The 16,230-nt window shown below is 70.0% G+C and carries 14 protein-coding genes; 9 read left to right on the top strand and 5 right to left on the bottom strand.

Annotated elements, in window-relative coordinates; all coding sequences use genetic code 11:
* Window positions 1–5 precede the first annotated feature (5 nt).
* The 3 genes from BLV96_RS15435 to BLV96_RS15425 are packed head-to-tail and all read right to left on the bottom strand — an operon-like array spanning window position 6 to window position 2,946.
* The gene (locus tag BLV96_RS15435) at window positions 6–884 is read right to left on the bottom strand and encodes an ABC transporter permease (RefSeq protein ID WP_086677628.1); all 879 of its coding nucleotides are present in this window, start codon (window positions 882–884) and stop codon (window positions 6–8) included.
* Window positions 881–1,855 (bottom strand): ABC transporter ATP-binding protein, encoded by a 975-nt coding sequence (locus tag BLV96_RS15430; RefSeq protein ID WP_086677630.1) that lies wholly within the window; start codon window positions 1,853–1,855, stop codon window positions 881–883. The genes BLV96_RS15435 and BLV96_RS15430 overlap by 4 nt, the downstream gene beginning before the upstream one ends.
* Window positions 1,852–2,946 (bottom strand): LolA family protein, encoded by a 1,095-nt coding sequence (locus BLV96_RS15425; RefSeq protein ID WP_086677632.1) that lies wholly within the window; start codon window positions 2,944–2,946, stop codon window positions 1,852–1,854. The genes BLV96_RS15430 and BLV96_RS15425 overlap by 4 nt, the downstream gene beginning before the upstream one ends.
* A 147-nt stretch (window positions 2,947–3,093) precedes the next feature.
* Here BLV96_RS15425 and BLV96_RS15420 point away from each other — a divergent pair, with 147 nt between their 5' ends.
* The 3 genes from BLV96_RS15420 to BLV96_RS15405 all read left to right on the top strand — a co-directional run bounded on the left by BLV96_RS15420 (window position 3,094) and on the right by BLV96_RS15405 (window position 6,144).
* Complete coding sequence (locus BLV96_RS15420) at window positions 3,094–3,810, top strand: response regulator transcription factor (protein ID WP_167379608.1); 717 nt, start codon at window positions 3,094–3,096, stop codon at window positions 3,808–3,810.
* On the top strand, window positions 3,807–5,126 hold the full coding sequence (locus BLV96_RS15415; protein WP_086677634.1) for a sensor histidine kinase: 1,320 nt from the start codon (window positions 3,807–3,809) through the stop codon (window positions 5,124–5,126). The genes BLV96_RS15420 and BLV96_RS15415 overlap by 4 nt, the downstream gene beginning before the upstream one ends.
* A 628-nt stretch (window positions 5,127–5,754) precedes the next feature.
* Window positions 5,755–6,144 (top strand): (deoxy)nucleoside triphosphate pyrophosphohydrolase, encoded by a 390-nt coding sequence (locus BLV96_RS15405; protein WP_086677638.1) that lies wholly within the window; start codon window positions 5,755–5,757, stop codon window positions 6,142–6,144.
* On the opposite strand, the gene trpS is transcribed toward BLV96_RS15405, so the two are convergent.
* A complete protein-coding gene (gene trpS, locus BLV96_RS15400; RefSeq protein WP_086677640.1) occupies window positions 6,137–7,102 on the bottom strand; it encodes a tryptophan--tRNA ligase in 966 nt (321 codons plus the stop codon). The genes BLV96_RS15405 and trpS overlap by 8 nt on opposite strands.
* 214 nt (window positions 7,103–7,316) lie before the next feature.
* Between trpS and BLV96_RS15395 the strand changes: the two genes are divergently transcribed.
* A complete protein-coding gene (locus BLV96_RS15395) occupies window positions 7,317–7,616 on the top strand; it encodes a YciI family protein (RefSeq protein ID WP_086677642.1) in 300 nt (99 codons plus the stop codon).
* On the opposite strand, the gene BLV96_RS49850 is transcribed toward BLV96_RS15395, so the two are convergent.
* Window positions 7,613–7,762, bottom strand: a complete 150-nt coding sequence (locus BLV96_RS49850; RefSeq protein WP_166641800.1) for a hypothetical protein — start codon at window positions 7,760–7,762, stop codon at window positions 7,613–7,615. The genes BLV96_RS15395 and BLV96_RS49850 overlap by 4 nt on opposite strands.
* 194 nt (window positions 7,763–7,956) lie before the next feature.
* On the opposite strand from BLV96_RS49850, the gene typA reads away from it, so the two are divergent.
* From typA to BLV96_RS15370, 5 genes are all read left to right on the top strand, one after another.
* A complete protein-coding gene (gene typA, locus BLV96_RS15390) occupies window positions 7,957–9,882 on the top strand; it encodes a translational GTPase TypA (RefSeq protein ID WP_086677644.1) in 1,926 nt (641 codons plus the stop codon).
* 379 nt (window positions 9,883–10,261) lie between these two features.
* Complete coding sequence (locus tag BLV96_RS15385; RefSeq protein WP_086677646.1) at window positions 10,262–11,998, top strand: ABC transporter family substrate-binding protein; 1,737 nt, start codon at window positions 10,262–10,264, stop codon at window positions 11,996–11,998.
* A 285-nt stretch (window positions 11,999–12,283) separates the two neighbouring features.
* Window positions 12,284–14,092 carry an ABC transporter family substrate-binding protein gene (locus BLV96_RS15380; RefSeq protein ID WP_167379607.1) on the top strand — a complete coding sequence of 603 codons (1,809 nt, stop codon included), beginning with the start codon at window positions 12,284–12,286 and terminating at the stop codon, window positions 14,090–14,092.
* A gap of 191 nt (window positions 14,093–14,283) precedes the next feature.
* Window positions 14,284–15,300 carry an ABC transporter permease gene (locus tag BLV96_RS15375; protein WP_086677650.1) on the top strand — a complete coding sequence of 339 codons (1,017 nt, stop codon included), beginning with the start codon at window positions 14,284–14,286 and terminating at the stop codon, window positions 15,298–15,300.
* Window positions 15,293–16,222 (top strand): ABC transporter permease, encoded by a 930-nt coding sequence (locus tag BLV96_RS15370; RefSeq protein ID WP_086677652.1) that lies wholly within the window; start codon window positions 15,293–15,295, stop codon window positions 16,220–16,222. The genes BLV96_RS15375 and BLV96_RS15370 overlap by 8 nt, the downstream gene beginning before the upstream one ends.
* Window positions 16,223–16,230: the final 8 nt, after the last annotated feature.

The following is a 16,230-nucleotide window of genomic DNA, read 5'->3' as shown; positions in this document are numbered from 1 at the left end:
GAACCTCAGCCGTCGCGAGTGGACAGCCGGGCGTAGGCCAGCGACAGGCCGATCACGATGTAGCAAGCCGCCCGCAGTGCGCCTTCGCCCAGCATCTGCGTGCCCATCGGGTCCTGCAGCACCTCCGCCGGCGCCATCGACCAGTTCTGCGTCAGCAGGAACGGGTGCAGCCAGTCCAGCGACGTCAGGAACCCGAGGATCGTGAACACGATGTCGGCCGCCAGGACCGACGCCACGACCAGCATCGGGTGTTCCGTCCAGCTGGAGATCGCCAGCGCCACCGCGCCGACCGCCCACAGCTGCAGCACCACCCAGCCCGCCACCAGCAGGATGCGGGCCAGCGCGCCGCCGAGGGACAACGTCGTGCCCGACAGCGTGAACAGCGAATCCGTCCCGTTGATGATCAGGCCGGTCACCACACCGGTGATGCACATCGCCAGCACCGAGACCACCGACACCGTCGCCACGCCGAACGCCTTGACCGCCAGCAGACGCCCCCGCCCGACCGGCGCGATCAGCCAGCCGCGCAGCGTGCCGTGCGCCGTCTCGCCCGCGATCGCGTCCGCGCCCGCCATCGCCGACGCCAGCGGCAGCAGCAACGCCAGGGACATCACGATCGCCGCGATCGGCAGCACGAACGCGTTGTTCACCGCGGACGCCAGCAGCGCTCCGCCGCCGTCGTCCGGGCCGCCGCCGGTCTGCGCGTTGTCGCTCACCAGCGTCAGGCCGATGCCGATCACGATCGGGATCAGCGCCAGCAGCCCCAGCACGGCCAGCGTGCGCGGCCGCCGGAAGATCCAGCGCAGCTCCGCGGCCAGCAGCCGCGGCAACGGCACCGTGTCGTGGCCCGTCCGGACTGCCGGTGCCTCGAGGACCGCAGTCATTCCGCCCCCTCCGTCAGCCGCGCGAACAGGTCTTCCAGCCCGGTGCGGGCCCGCGTCGCCTCGTGGACCGCGACCCCCGCGCCCACCAGGACCTGCAGCACGCGCGGTGCTTCCGTCGCCGTCAAGTCGGCGCGGACGCCGTCCGGGGTGAGCCGGACGCCGATCCGCTGCTCGCGCAGCACCTCCACCGCCTGCTCCGCGTCCGGCGTGCGGATCAGCAGGGCCGCGTTGCCGGACTCCAGCAGCTCGGCCAGCTCGCCCTGCGCGACGACGTTCCCGGCCTGCAGCACGGCCACGTGCGTGCACGTCGCCTCCACCTCGGCCAGCAGGTGCGACGACACCAAGACCGTGACGCCGCTCGCGTGCAGCTCGGCGACGATCCTGCGGATCTCCCTGGTACCCGCAGGATCGAGGCCGTTGGTCGGCTCGTCGAGCACGACCATCTTCCGCGGCACGAGCAACGCCGACGCGAGCCCGAGCCGCTGCTTCATGCCGAGCGAGTAGCCCTTGTAGCGGCGCCGCGCCGCGCCGGTCAGCCCGACGCGCTCCAGCGCGGCGTCCACCGCCGCCGGGATCCCGGCCGACGTCAGCCGCGGTTCCGCCGCGGCGAAGCGCAGCAGGTTGTCGCGCCCGGACAGGAACGGGTGGAAGCCCGGCCCCTCGACCAGCGCGCCGACGTCCGGCAGCGCGTGCGCGGCGGCGTCCGGCATCGGGCGGCCGAGCAGCTCGACCTCGCCCTCGGTCGGCCGGACCAGGCCGAGCAGCATCCGGATGGTGGTCGTCTTGCCCGAGCCGTTCGGCCCGAGCATCCCGACGACCGCGCCCTCCGGGATGTCGAGGTCGACGTGGTCGACCGCGACGGTGCTGCCGTAGACCTTGCGCAACCCCCGCGTGCGCGCGGCCAGGGGAACCGCCGGGGCGGACACCTCCGAAGAGACGTCCGCCCCGGTTTCCGCAGTCGTGCTGGTCACTTCTGGCCCAGCGCTTCGTACAGGACCTGCTCCGGCACCGCGCCGGCGGCGAAGCGGCCGTCGTCGGTCAGCACCGCGCTGCCCACCTTCGTGGTGACGAGGTAGCCGCTGCCCCACGCGCCGTTGACCTTCTTGGCGAAGCGCTCGAGCAGCGCCTTCGGGTCCGCGTTGCCCCGGCCTTCACGGCCGGACTGCTGCTTCGGCGCCGCGTTCAGCGCGTCCGCCGGGACCTTGCCGGTGACGACGGTGTCCCAGCCGTCGCCGACGACCTTGACGTCCTGCTTGGCCTGCTCGGCGAGGTCCTTGTGCTGCTGGTCGACCGTCGGCGTCTTCTCCTGCACCTTCGCGCCCTTCGGCGGGGTGAAGGTGAAGAGGTCGGCCGGCTGCTGCGTGAACTCGATCTCGCTGAACGCGACCTCGAGCGCCGGCGTCGACGTGCCGTTGCTCAGCACCGCCACCCGCAGCGGCATCCGCGTCTGCGAGTCGACCGCGACGCGGATCTCGCGCAGCAGCGTCCGCTCGCTCGGCTTCGGCGTCAGGACCAGCTCGTAGGCCGGGCGGTCGGCGACGGTCGCGGTGCCGTCGACCGACACCGTGCTGCTCTCGCGGACCTTCGCCAGCAGTTCCGTCGACGCCGCGACCGGGTCGGCCAGCTTCTCGCTGCCCGCGCCCTTCTGCTTGGCGACGTCGGCCGGGATGGTCACCTTCGTCGCGGTGTTCGTCTTGGAGCTGTAGTCCCAGACGGTCGTGCCGTCGTGGACCACGGTCTCCTGGCTCGCGCCCTGCGTGGCCGCCAGGCGGCTCTTGCCGGCGCCGTCGCTGAAGATGTGCGCCGAGTCGATGTTCAGCGCCGACGCCCCCGGCAGCGCGTTCCCTACCGACGGCAGCCCCAGGTCGTTGCTGATCTTCACCGTGCCGTCGAACGCGCCCGGCTTCGCCTTCATGACCGACTGCACCAGGTCCTCGGCGCTCACCTGCGGCAGGGCCGGCTTGTCGTCGGCGCTGGCCGGCATCGCGACGAACGCGAGCCCGCCCGCACCGAGCGCGGTGCCGACGACCGCGGCGGTGATGCCCTTCGTCTTCGGTTTCATGCGTCTCTCCCTGTGGTGTCCCGGGCTCGAGTGTGCCCGGCTCCCTGGCCACGACGCTTCCCTCTCGAGGCTGAGATACCCCTGAAGGTTCTCCCCCCGACGCTGAGATCGTGCTGAGAGCTGACGCACGACCTGCGGAGACCGGCCATGATGAACCTCGTGAAACCTCGGGTGCTGGTGGTCGACGACGAACCGGGCGTGCGGAAAGCACTGCAACGCGGGCTGCGCGCGGAGGACATGGACGTGGTCACCGCCGCGGACGGCCCGACCGGGCTGCAACTGGCGAGCACGGGCTCGTTCGACGTCATCCTGCTCGACATCATGCTGCCGGGCCTGTCCGGCTACCGCGTGCTGGAGCGCCTGCGCAAGGACGGCGTCATGACGCCGGTGCTGCTCGTCTCGGCCAAGGACGGCGAGATCGACCAGGCCGACGGCCTCGACCTCGGCGCCGACGGCTACCTCGTCAAGCCGTTCTCGTTCGTGGTGCTGGTCGCGCAGGTCCGCGCGACCCTGCGCCGCGCCGGACCGGAGGCGGGCCGCGGGACGCTGCGGCTGGGCGCGCTGGCCGTCGACCGCGGGCTGCGGCAGGTGCACTGGAACGGCGAAGAGGTCGGGCTGAGCCCGCGCGAGTTCGCGCTGCTGGAGGTGCTCGTCGGCCGGGCGGGCACGGTCGTCACGAAGGACGAGCTGCTGCGCGCGGTCTGGGGCGAGGAGCAGGCGGTCACGCGCAACCTCGTCGAGGTCTACGTCGGATACGTACGACGTAAGTTGGACGCCGTCGGCGCGGGAGCGCTGCTGCGGACTGTGCGCGGGCACGGCTACCTGGCCTCCGACGCGCAGCTCGACGAGGTCATCACCCCGTGAGCTCCTGGTGGCGGGGCCGGTCCCTGCAGGTCCGGATCACCCTGCTGGCCGCGACGATCACCCTGGCCTGCCTGCTCGGGCTGGCCGCGCTGGCCGCGTCGAACCTCTCGCCGTTGCTGATCGGTTCGGTCGACCGCGAGCTCTCGGCCGCGCTCGGCCCGGCCGGCGGCGAAGTGAGCGCGGGCCGCCCGCTGTCCGGCGCGGCGCCGGTGACACTGCGGGTGCTCGACATCGCGGGCGCGCCCGTCGACGGCGGCACCCCGACCGGCCTTACGTTGTACGACATCTCGACGCTCAAGGCCGGCCAGCCGGTCCAGCGCGACGGCGCGCGGTACCTGGGAACGGTCGTCAGCGCGCCGGACGGGTCGCAGCGGCTGGTCGTGGCCGGGGCCGGCCTGGTCGGGTTCTCCGCGGCGGTGCACTACGGCGGGGTGTGGCTGGCGGTCGTCGCGTCGGTCGGTGCGCTGGTCGCCGGGTTCGCGACGTGGCTGGTGGTGCGGCTGTCGCTGCGCCCGGTGGCGCGCATGCGGGGTTCGGTGCGCGCGCTGCCGCCGGGGGCGCGGCTGGCGCTGCCGGACTCGCACGACGAGCTGCGCGCGCTGGCGGAGGAGTTCAACGCGCTGCTGGAGCGGCAGGAGCAGGCGAGCGACCGGCTCCGGCGTTTCACCGGCGACGCGGCGCACGAGCTGCGGTCGCCGGTCGCGTCGATCCGGGTGCAGGCCGAGGTCGCGGTGACGAACCCGGATCCGGAGCTGTCGCAGGAGACGCTGTCGGACATCCTGACCGAGGCCGAGCGGCTGTCGTCGTTGCTTGACGGGCTGCTGTCGCTCGCGCGCTCGGACGCGGGGGAGGTGCCTCCGGCGGAACCGGTCGAGCTGGTGAGCGAAGTGCGCGCGGCGGTCGCGCGGCTGCCGGCGGGGGCGCCGGAAGCGCGGGTGAGCAACGCGGTCGCGCAGGCGTGGGCGTCTTCCGCGCACGCCGAGGTGGAGCTGGTGCTGGACAACCTGCTGCGCAACGCGTGCCGCTACGCGCGGGGCGAGATCGTGGTGTCGGTGCTGGCGTCGCGCTCGTCGGTCCGGGTGGTGGTCGACGACGACGGCCCGGGCATCGCGCCGGAGCACCGCGAGAAGGTGTTCGACCGGTTCTACCGGATCGCCGACGACCGGGCGCGCTCGTCCGGCGGGACGGGGCTGGGGCTGGCGATGGTCGCGGAGACGGTCCGGCGCCGAGGTGGCCAGGTACAGGTGGGCGAGTCCCCGGACGGCGGGGCGCGGTTCGTGGTCGTCTGGCGCGCGGCGGCGGGGGAGCCCGGCTGAGAGCCTGGGAGTTCGGCAGCGGCCGGGTTGCCCACAGCCTCGCCGTGATGTGGACAACCGGGCACCGGCGGCGAGCTTCGAGCGGGTTTCGTCGGACCGCGCCGATACGCTGGAGCGGGGCGGACCCCCAGGGAGGGTGGGCCCTGCTCGGCGGCGGCGCGGCCCTGCTCGGTGGCGGCACCCGCTCGGGCGGCGGCGCCCTGCTCGGCGGCAGCGCGGCCCTGCTCGGCGGTGGCGCCTGCTCGGGCGGCGGCGCCCTGCTCGAGCGGCGGTGCGGCCTTGCTCGGTGGCGCGGCCCTGCCGGGCGGCGGCCCGCTCGGGCGGCGGCGCGGTCACAACCAGCGCACCCACCAGCTGCTGCCGGCGCTGGTCGCCCAGGTGCGGTCGGGCCGGGTGCGCGTCTACGAGCGCGCGCACGGGGACCTGCTCGGCGGCGGCGTGGGCTCTGCTTGGCGGCAGCGGGGCCCTGATCGGCGCCGACGCGCGGGAAACGATCGCCCGGCGCGGCCCGCGGCGGCCGGAAAGACGGCGCACGACCCCGCGCCGCATTCTTACGCTGTAAGGCAACTTACGTCGTAAGGTGCAGCCGTGCGGCCGCGGGAGGGGCTTCCGGGTAGATTCCGGGGCTGTGAACGGTGTGATCGTGGGTGCCGCCCTGGTGCGGGACGGCAAGCTGCTCGCCCAGCAGCGGGCCTGGCCGCCGAAGCACTCCGGGCAGTGGGAACTGCCCGGGGGCCGGGTCGAGGAGGGCGAGTCCGAGGCCTTTGCGCTGGCCCGCGAGTGCAGCGAGGAGCTCGACGTCGTCATCGAAGTCGGCGAACGCGTCGGGCAGGACATCCCGCTGCCCGGCGAGAAGGTGCTCCGCATCTACGCCGCGAAGCTCGTTTCGCCCGGTGAGGAGCCGCGGGCCGTCGAGCACACCGCCGTGCGGTGGCTCGGGCCCGACGACCTCGACGACGTCGATTGGCTGCCCGCGGACCGGATCCTGCTTCCGGCCCTGCGCGCGCTCCTCAATTAGCTCCGATCATCCTCAGTGCCGCGTCGAGCCGGTGCGAGCCGCGCTCCCGGGCCCGCTCCGCGCCCGCCTTGCGGACCCGGTCCAGCTCCGCGACGTCGTCGAGCAGCTCCGATGCCCGTGAACGCAGCGGGCGCAGCTCCTCGATCACCGCGTCGGCGACCGCGTCCTTCACTGCCCCGTACGACGAAAACGCGGCAGCCAGGTCTGCCGGCGACCCACCCTGGCACGCGGCCAGGATCTCCAGCAGGTTCGCCATCCCCGGCCGGGTGTCCGGCTCGTGCGCCGGGACCGTCTCGCCGTCGGTGACCGCGCGGCGGATCTTGCGGCGGATCTGGTCGGGCTCGTCGAGCGCGAACACCACGCCCGCCGCGTCGCGCGCCGACTTCGACATCTTGCGCGTCGGGTCCGCGAGGTCCTTCACCCGCGCTCCCGCCGGCGGGAGCACCGCGCGCGGGATCGTGAACACGTCCCCGTACGTGCCGTTGAAGCGCTTGGCCAGCGTGCGCGTCAGCTCGACGTGCTGGCGCTGGTCCTCGCCGACCGGCACCTCGTCCGCGCCCTGCAGCAGGATGTCCGCGGCCATCAGCGCCGGGTACGTCAGCAGCGACAACCGCACCCCGGCCTGCCCCTTGGACTTCTCCTTGAACTGGATCATCCGCGCGGCCTCGCCGTAGTTGCAGGTGCACTCCAGGACCCACGTCAGCGCGCCCAGCTCGCGCGCCAGGTCGGACTGGACGAACACCCGCTCGGGGTCGATGCCGGCGGCGATCAGCACCGCCAGCTGCTCGTGCGCCAGGGATCGGAGTTTCGCCGGGTTGTGCGGCGTCGTCATGCCGTGCAGGTCGGCGACGAAGTACAGGTCGTCCGCGCCGCCCTCGCGCGCCCAGCGGCGCACGGCGCCGAGGTAGTTGCCGAGGTGGACGTGACCGGAGGGCGTGATGCCGGACAGCTTGCTCATGGGACTTCCTTCTCCGAGGTGGGACCACCCCGGAGAAGGCATGAAAAAGGCCGCCCGTCCGGGGCGGCCGCTGGTGATCAGCGCAGGACTGGAACGGCCGCCGAGGGCGGCCACCAGGACGTCTGCGCGTGCATGCACCCACCATAGCCGATGACCGTCACCACTCGGCAACATCCGGACGCGGGATCGGCCGCGCGGGTCTACCGTCTTAACCATGTATGTCGTCCTGCTGAACTACACGGCCCCGATCGAGGAAATCGACTACGCGCTCCCGGACCACGCCGAGTGGCTGAACAAGCAGTACGAGCACGGCCACTTCCTGGCGTCCGGGCGGCGGAACCCCCGCACCGGCGGCGTGATCATCACGCGGCCGATGTCCCGCGGGAAGCTCGACGCCATCCTGGCGTCCGATCCGTTCTGCGTGAAGCACCTGGCGCAGTACGAGGTCATCGAGTTCTCGCCGACGAAGACCGCGCCGGAACTCCGGCTGCTGAACGAAGCTGTGCCCCACTAAGCAGCGAGATCCAGCTTCGCCTTCTTCAGAGCCAATACCGGGCACTTCTTGCAGCGCGGCTTCGACCGGCAGCACTTCTTCTTGACCTTGCCGGCCTTCATCAGCTTGCGCACGACCTTCCGCGGGTCGTCGTGCTTCTTGCCCACGCGCACGCACCTTCCGGATCGGCGACCTTCACCGGGTTTCCACGTTAGGTCAGCCTAACCGTCGAGGGGGCGTGGGGCCGCTCACAATGGGGTGGCAGGTATCCTGGGTGAGGTCCGCGTGTGACCAGAGCCGGTCACGGGATGCCTGAACGGCTTGCGCGGCCACCCACCCCTTGAAGTTCAGGAGTTCTCGCGTGCCCGCAGCCAGCGCTACCGTCGAAACCGGCCGGCCGACCGGTAAGACCCGGCCCGACCTGCGCAACGTCGCGATCGTCGCCCACGTCGACCACGGCAAGACCACGCTCGTGGACGCGATGCTGCGCCAGTCCGGCGCCTTCGCCGAGCGGGCCGAGGTCGTCGACCGCGTCATGGACTCCGGTGAGCTCGAGCGGGAAAAGGGCATCACCATCCTGGCGAAGAACACCTCGATCCACCGCCAGACGCCCGAGGGCCAGGTGACGATCAACGTCATCGACACCCCCGGCCACGCCGACTTCGGCGGCGAGGTCGAGCGCGGCCTGGCCATGGTCGACGGCGTCGTCCTGCTGGTCGACGCGTCCGAGGGTCCGCTGCCGCAGACCCGTTTCGTACTGCGTAAGACGCTCGAAGCCGGCCTGCCGGTGATCCTGCTGGTCAACAAGACCGACCGCCCGGACGCCCGGATCGCCGAGGTCGTCGAGGAGACCCACGACCTGCTGCTCGAGCTGGCCAGCGACATCGAGGACGCCGACCACGACGCGATCCTCGACCTCCCGGTCGTCTACGCCTCCGCGCGCGCCGGCAAGGCGAGCCTGGAGCAGCCCGCCGACGGTGAGATCCCCGAGAGCGAGAACCTCGACCCGCTGTTCGACACGCTGCTCCGGCACGTTCCGCCGCCCGCCGCCGACCTCGACGCGCCGCTGCAGGCGCTGGTCACCAACCTCGACGCGTCCAACTTCCTCGGCCGCATCGCGCTGATCCGCATCCACGCCGGCAAGCTGCGCAAGGGCCAGACGGTGGCCTGGATGCGCGAAGACGGCAACGTCCAGAACGTGCGCATCTCCGAGCTGCTGGTCACCGAGGCGCTCACCCGCGTCCCGGCGATCGAGGCCAGCGCGGGCGAGCTCGTCGCCATCGCCGGCATCCCGGACATCACGATCGGCGACACGCTCGCGGACTCGGAGAACCCGGTGGCGCTGCCGCGGATCACCGTCGACGAGCCCGCGATCTCGATGACCATCGGCGTCAACACCTCGCCGCTGGCCGGGCGCAACGGCGGCGACAAGGTCACCGCGCGGCTGGTCAAGGCGCGCCTCGACCAGGAGCTGATCGGCAACGTCTCGATCCGCGTCCTGCCGACCGAGCGCCCCGACACCTGGGAGGTCCAGGGCCGCGGAGAGCTGGCGCTGGCCATCCTCGTCGAGCAGATGCGCCGCGAGGGCTTCGAGCTGACCGTCGGCAAGCCGCAGGTGGTCCTGCGCACGATCGACGGCAAGCTGCACGAGCCGTTCGAGCGCCTCTACATCGACTCGCCGGAGGAGCACCTCGGCGCGATCACCCAGCTCCTGGCCGCCCGGAAGGGCCGCATGGAGGACATGAGCGGCAACGGCACCGGCCGGATCAAGCTGGAGTACGTGCTGCCGTCGCGCGGCCTGATCAGCTTCCGCACCGACTTCCTCACCGAGACCCGCGGCACCGGCATCGCGAACCACGTGTTCGAGGGCTACTTCCCGTGGGCGGGCGAGATCCGCACCCGCCACAGCGGCTCCTTGGTCGCCGACCGGACCGGCCCGGTCACCGCGTACGCGATGATCCAGCTGGCCGACCGCGGCACGTTCTTCGTCGAGCCGGGCGCCGAGGTGTACGAGGGCATGGTCGTGGGCGAGAACCCGCGCTTCGAGGACCTCGACATCAACATCACCAAGGAGAAGAAGCTGACCAACATGCGTCAGTCCTCCGCCGACGTGATGGAGACGCTGGCCCGCCCGCGCAAGATGGGCCTGGAAGAGGCGCTGGAGTTCTGCTCGGTCGACGAGTGCGTCGAGGTCGCGCCGGATGTCGTCCGCGTCCGGAAGGTGACTTTGGACGTCAATACCCGCGCGAAGGAGCGTTCGCGCGCGAAGAGCCGCGACAACGGCTGATCGGCGAATAGCGAAAAAACCTCCCGGTGTTCCCCACCGGGAGGTTTTTTCGTTGCCCATCCGTCACCCTGGGTGGAGAATAGACCGACACGACGTCACGAATTCCGCGGTTCTTCTCCTTATATCTTTATAGGGGCCGCGGGGACTCGAAGCCTGGTGTTCACCACCGCGTGAATCCCGGCCCGTGTCCGGCGCGTGTTCGTTCCGCCGTTCCGGAACGGTCCGGGAACCCGGACGGTGCTCCGCGCGTCCTTTCCCATAGCGGCACCCAGGGGTGCCGGACCCGGCCGATCCGGGTGTGGGAATCTCGGTTCCGGCGGCGGACGCGGTCGTGGGAGCATGGCTGACCCGATCGGGGAGAATCTGGGAGGAACGGGGCGTGCGGGTGAATCGCAAGGCGGTGCCGGTACTGGCGCTCGCGACCGTGCTGGTCACCGCCTGCTCGAACACCCCGCCGCCGCCGGTGGTGTCGTCCTCGGTGCCGCCCGCCTCGACCACCGGGAAGACGCCGTCGCAGATCGTCGTCGGGGTCGACGACGTCCTGGGCGGGTACAACCCGCACAACCTCGCCGACTCCTCGCAGGTCACCTCGGCGCTGTCGCAGCTGCTGCTGCCCTCGGTGTTCCGCCAGAAGGACGACGGCAGCACCCAGCTCGACAAGAACCTCATGAAGTCCGCCGAGGTGGTCTCGCAGCAGCCGTTCGTGGTCGCCTACGAGATCCGGGCCGACGCGTCCTGGTCCGACGGCGCGCCGATCGCCGCCGAGGACTTCGACTACCTGCGCACCCAGATGCGCGACCAGCCCGGCGTGATCGGGCCCGCCGGCTACCGGCAGATCAGCGACCTGCAGTCCCGCGAAGGCGGCAAGCGCGTCGAGGTCACCTTCGCCAAGCCGTACCCCGGCTGGCAGACGCTCTTCTCCGACCTGCTGCCCGCCCACCTGCTCAAGGACGCCCCCGACGGCTGGCGCGGGGCCCTGGCCTCGAACTTCCCGGCCATCGCCGGCCCGTTCTCGATCAAGAGCCTCGACACCGCCCGCGGCGAGGTCATCCTCGAGCGCAACGAGCGCTACTGGGAGAAGCCCGCGGCGATCGACCGGATCGTGCTGCGCCGCTCGGACCCGCAGACCCTGCTGGCCGCGCTGCAGAGCGGCAACGACCAGTTCGCGCTGGCCCGGACCACCGGCGACCAGCTCAAGCGGCTCGGCGACCTCGGGCCGGCCGTCAAGCTGCACACCGTCGCCCGGCCGCTGGTCGCCGACGTGCTGCTGCGCCCGGTCAGCGCCACCCTGCAGGACGCCCAGGTGCGGGCCGGGGTCGCCGCGCTGATCGACCGGACCAAGCTGATCACCGAGGGCGTCAACGGCGGCCCGTCGTCGCAGCTGCACGCCGACGCGCAGGTGACGGCGCCGTCGGTGAAGGGCTACGCGGCGACCATCCCGCCCGGCCCGCCGACCGCGCCCGACGTCGCGAAGGCCGAGGAGTCGCTGAAGGCCGCGGGGTACGCCAAGACCGCGGGCACCTGGCGCAAGAACGGCAAGGCGCTCTCGCTGGTCATCGCCTCGCCGGGCACCCAGGAGCCGTACGCGACGATCGCCAAGGAGCTCACCGGCCAGCTGGCCGCGCAGGGCATCGAGGTCAACGCGATCACGCCGCAGCCGCGCGACCTGTTCAGCGGCCTGCTCGCGATGCCGGTCGTCTCCGGGGTCCAGCAGCCGACCGGCGACTCGGCGGGCAACGTCGGGGTCGACATCGCGGTCGTACCGCAGGCGGTGGGCGGCGACACGGCGTCGGTGCTCGCCTCGACCTTCGGCTGCCGCCCCGAGCAGACCGCCGCCGGCGCCGACCGGACGAAACCCGTCGTTCCGGGCAATTCGGCGGGGTTCTGCGATCCGGCGCTGCAGCCCTCGATCGACGCGGCGCTGTCCGGTTCGACACCGATCACCGAAGCGCTCACCACCCTTGAGCCTGAACTTTGGCGCCAGAACGTGGTGATTCCGCTGTTCCAATCGGCGGACACCCTGGCGATCGGTTCGGGTATCTCGGGTGTGACACCCGGTCCACCGATGGTGGGCCCGTTCGGGTCTGCCGTGAACTGGACTCGCGGCCCGAAGTAATCGCTCGGCTACGCATTCAGTACTACCGGGTGATCTTGACGCACGCCTTCGAGTGGGACCAGTTGAATCCGTGAGGTAACCGTCGTATTTCTGGATGTCGGCTGGAAGTCACCCTTTGGTCACGATCGACCCTGAACTGGTGACTGTCGGTGCTTTTCCTTTCTAGCGTGCACCCGCAGTGCGCCAGTTGAGTGTCGCTTGGCGTGTCGTAGGCTCCGGCACCAAACCGGAGCGGTGTGGGTCCTTGTCACAATTCAAGGGCTCAGTGCTAGGAGGGCACACTTCATGAGGAGAACCAAAGCAGTCTCCGCCTTGTCGCTCGTCGCAGGCGCCACGCTGCTGCTGAGCGCCTGCAGCGGCGGCGACTCGGGCTCGGGCAGCACCGACCAGAACGGGTCGTCGACCGACGTCAAGGCGATGGCGGTCGGCAAGGCCGAGCAGGGTGACACGTTCAAGCTCGCGGACGTCAAGGGCTGGGACGGCACGGTCACGGTCGGGATCGACGACGGGTACTCCGGGTACAACAACACCACCCCGGACACCAACAGCTCGTACAACACCTACATCTTGACCGCCGTCCTCGAAGACGCCTTCGTCCTCGACGGCAACAACAAGATCCTGCTCAACAAGGACATCCTCGACTCGGTCGACGTGACCTCCAAGGACCCCCAGGTCGTCACGTACAAGATCAAGCCGAACGTGAAGTGGTCGGACGACGCCCCCTTCGACTGCAAGGACTTCTACCTGAGCTGGCTCTCGCAGAGCGGCCAGGCGAAGGGCCCGGACGGCAAGAACCCGTTCGACGCGGCTTCGACCACCGGCTACGACAAGATCAAGAGCGCCACCTGCAAGGACAACCTGACCCTCGAGACGGACTTCAGCGAGCCGTACCTCGACTACAAGGGCCTGTTCAGCGGCGTCCAGATCCTGCCGGCGCACATCCTCGAGAAGCAGACCGGCATCGCGGACATCACGAAGCTCGCGCCGACCGGTGACCCGGCCCAGCTGGCCAAGGCCGGCGACTTCTGGACGAACAAGTGGAAGGGCTTCAACAAGGACCTCATGCCGGCTTCCGGGCCGTACATGATCACCGCGTTCGACGCCAACCAGAAGGCCGTCACGCTCGAGAAGAACCCGAAGTGGGGCGGCGGCAAGGGCGGCCCGTCCAAGATCGTGGTCCGCGCCATGGAAGACACCAAGGCCATGGCGACCGCGCTGCAGAACGGTGAGATCGACGTCGCGGCGTCGACCCAGCCGGACGCCACCGCGGCCAACACGATGAAGGGCCTCGCCCCGCAGGGCGTGACCTACGGTTCGGCTTCGCAGCTGACCTACGAGCACCTTGACCTGCAGTTCAACCGCATGTTCAAGGACGACGCGCTGCGCAAGGCGTTCTTCGAGGTCGTCGACCGCAAGGCGATCACCGACAAGCTGCTCAAGGAAGTCCAGGCCGACGCGGCCCCGCTGAACTCGATCGTGTTCTTCCAGGGTGAAGAGGGCTACACCGACCTGTACAGCAGCAAGGCCGGCCTGGGTGCCGAGGCGGCGGCGAAGACGCTGACCGACGCGGGCTGGGCGAAGGGTGCCGACGGCATCTTCGCCAAGGGCGGCCAGCGGGCCTCGTTCAAGATCACGCACAACCAGAACGCCCGCCGCAGCCAGACCGTCGAGATCATCATCTCGCAGGCCAAGGCGGCCGGCATCGAGGTCAAGGACGAGACCGACGCCAACTTCCTCAAGGGTGGCCGCGTCTCGACCGGTGACTACGACGTCGCTCTGTTCGGCTGGTCCTCCCCGCCGTTCAAGTCGCAGTCGCGTTCGATCTACGTCTGCCCGAACGCCGGTGGTGACCAGAACTACCAGAACCTCTGCGACCCGAAGATCGACGAGGCGTTCAAGACGGCTGTCGGCGCCACCGACGAGACCGTGAAGCTGCAGTCCTACCAGGCCGCCGACAAGGCGATCGCGGACAAGTACGCGACCGTGCCGCTGTTCCAGACGCCGAGCATGTGGGCGTTCAAGGGCATCGACCGCGTGTACATGCAGTCCTACAACGGTGTCCTGTGGAACGCCGGCGAGTGGGAGAAGAAGTAAGCAGGGCCTAGCCCCGCGGCTTCTTTCCCCTCGCTCCAGATGACCTGGGAGGTACCGGGGTCCGGCCACGAGCCGGGCCCCGGTACCCACCGGAAGTAGCTGTTGACCGTAGGGTTACCCCCACTACGGTAGACAACCGGGTAGCGGTCCAGCGCACTTCTGACGACCAGGCCCGGATGAGGAGCAGTTCGTTGAACCTGGTGATCTACATCCTTCGCCGTCTGGCGATATCGATTCCCGTCCTCCTGGTCGGGACCTTTTTGTCGTTCGCGATGGTCGCCGCCACCGGCGACCCGCTCGGCGAGCTCCGGCACAACCCGAACATCAGCAAGGAAGCGCTGGACTCGCTCTCCCACAAGCTGGGCCTGGACCAGGGCATCGTGCCGCGCTACTTCACGTGGCTCGGGCACTTCCTGTCGGGTGACTGGGGCACGTCCATCGCGCAGGGCAACGCGCTCCAGCCGGTCGCACCCAAGGTGATGGCCGCGTTCGGCGTCACCTTCAAGCTGGTCGTCGGCGCCGAGATCCTCGCGCTGGTCATCGGGATCATCGTCGGCGTGCTCGCCGCGGTGAAGCAGTACTCGATCGTCGACTACCTCGCCACCACGCTCGCCTTCCTGCTGTTCTCGATGCCGATCTTCTGCGTCGCGATCGTGCTGAAGAGCTACGCGATCGAGATCAACGGCTGGGTGCGAGATCTCGGCCTGACCGACATCCTCGGCAATCCATGGCTACGCACGACGAGCCCGGAACAGCTGAAAACCGACGGCGTCGGCGACTTCATAGCCAGCACGATCGGTGCCTACCTGCTCCCGACGCTGTCGATCATGGCGATCAGCTTCGCCGCGTACAGCCGGTTCCAGCGGGCCTCGATGCTCGAGGTCATGGGCTCGGACTACGTGCGCACCGCGCGGGCCAAGGGCCTTGCGAACGGCCGGGTCATCTTCCGGCACGCGTTCCGCAACGCCCTGATCCCGGTGACCACCCTGTTCTCGGTGAACTTCGGCTCGGTGCTCGCCGGCGCGATCATCACCGAGACGGTGTTCAACTGGCACGGTATGGGCACATTGCTGGTGGAAGCCGTCAACAAGAACGACACTCAGGTGATGATGGGCTGGCTCGTGGTCATCGCCACCAGCGTGATCGTCGCCAACCTGATCGCCGACCTGGTGTACGGCATCCTGGACCCGAGGATTCGCGTTGGCTGACTTGAACTCCCTTCTCGCGAGCGAGACCGCGACCAAGGACGGAACGCTCCCGCCGGAAGCGCTGCCCGAACCCCGGAGCCAGGGCAAGCTGGTCCTCCGGAAGTTCCTGCACCACAAGCTGGCCATGGCCTCGACCGCGGTGCTGGTGCTGATCATCCTGCTCAGCATCATCCTGCCGCTGTTCTGGAAGCACAGCTACGAGGACAGCTCCTTCCCGTCCTTCGCGAGGCCGAGCGGCGACTTCCCGCTGGGCACCACGCAGGTCGGCAAGGACATGGTGTCGCAGATCCTGCGCGGAACGCAGTTCTCGCTGCTCATCGCGCTCACGGTGTCGATCCTGTCGACGGTGATCGGCGTCGTGCTCGGCGCGCTGGCCGGCTACCTGCGCCGGTTCACCGACTCGGCGGTCTCGCGGGTGACGGACCTGTTCCTGATCATCCCGCAGATCGCCGCGGCGGCCATCCTGGCGAAGGTGTTCGGGAGCGGCTCCTGGTACATCGTCGCGCTGGTGCTGGCGGCGTTCGGCTGGATGCAGATCGCCCGGATCACCCGGGCCGAAGCGATGTCGCTGTCCCAGCGCGAGTTCGTCGACGCGGCTCGCGCTTCGGGTGCCGGCACGTTCCGGATCATCTTCAAGCACCTGGTGCCGAACATGGTCGGCAGCATCACGGTCAACGCGACCCTCGCGGTCGCCCAGGCCGTGCTGGCGGAAGCCGCGCTGTCGTTCATCGGCCTCGGCGTGCAGCTGCCGGACACCTCGCTCGGCCGCGTCATCCTGGAGAACTACGCCCAGCTGCAGACGCGGCCGGCGCTGTTCTTCGGGCCGTTCATCGTGCTCGTGCTGATTTCACTGACGATCAACTTCATCGGTGACGGTCTTCGCGACGCCTTCGACCCGCGGCAGCGGAGAATGAAGGCCTGAACGCCGAC

The sequence above is a fragment of the Amycolatopsis pretoriensis genome, assembly GCF_900107925.1.
GTDB classification, from domain to species: Bacteria; Actinomycetota; Actinomycetes; order Mycobacteriales; family Pseudonocardiaceae; genus Amycolatopsis; species Amycolatopsis pretoriensis.
This window is presented reverse-complemented; position numbering and strand designations above follow the sequence as displayed.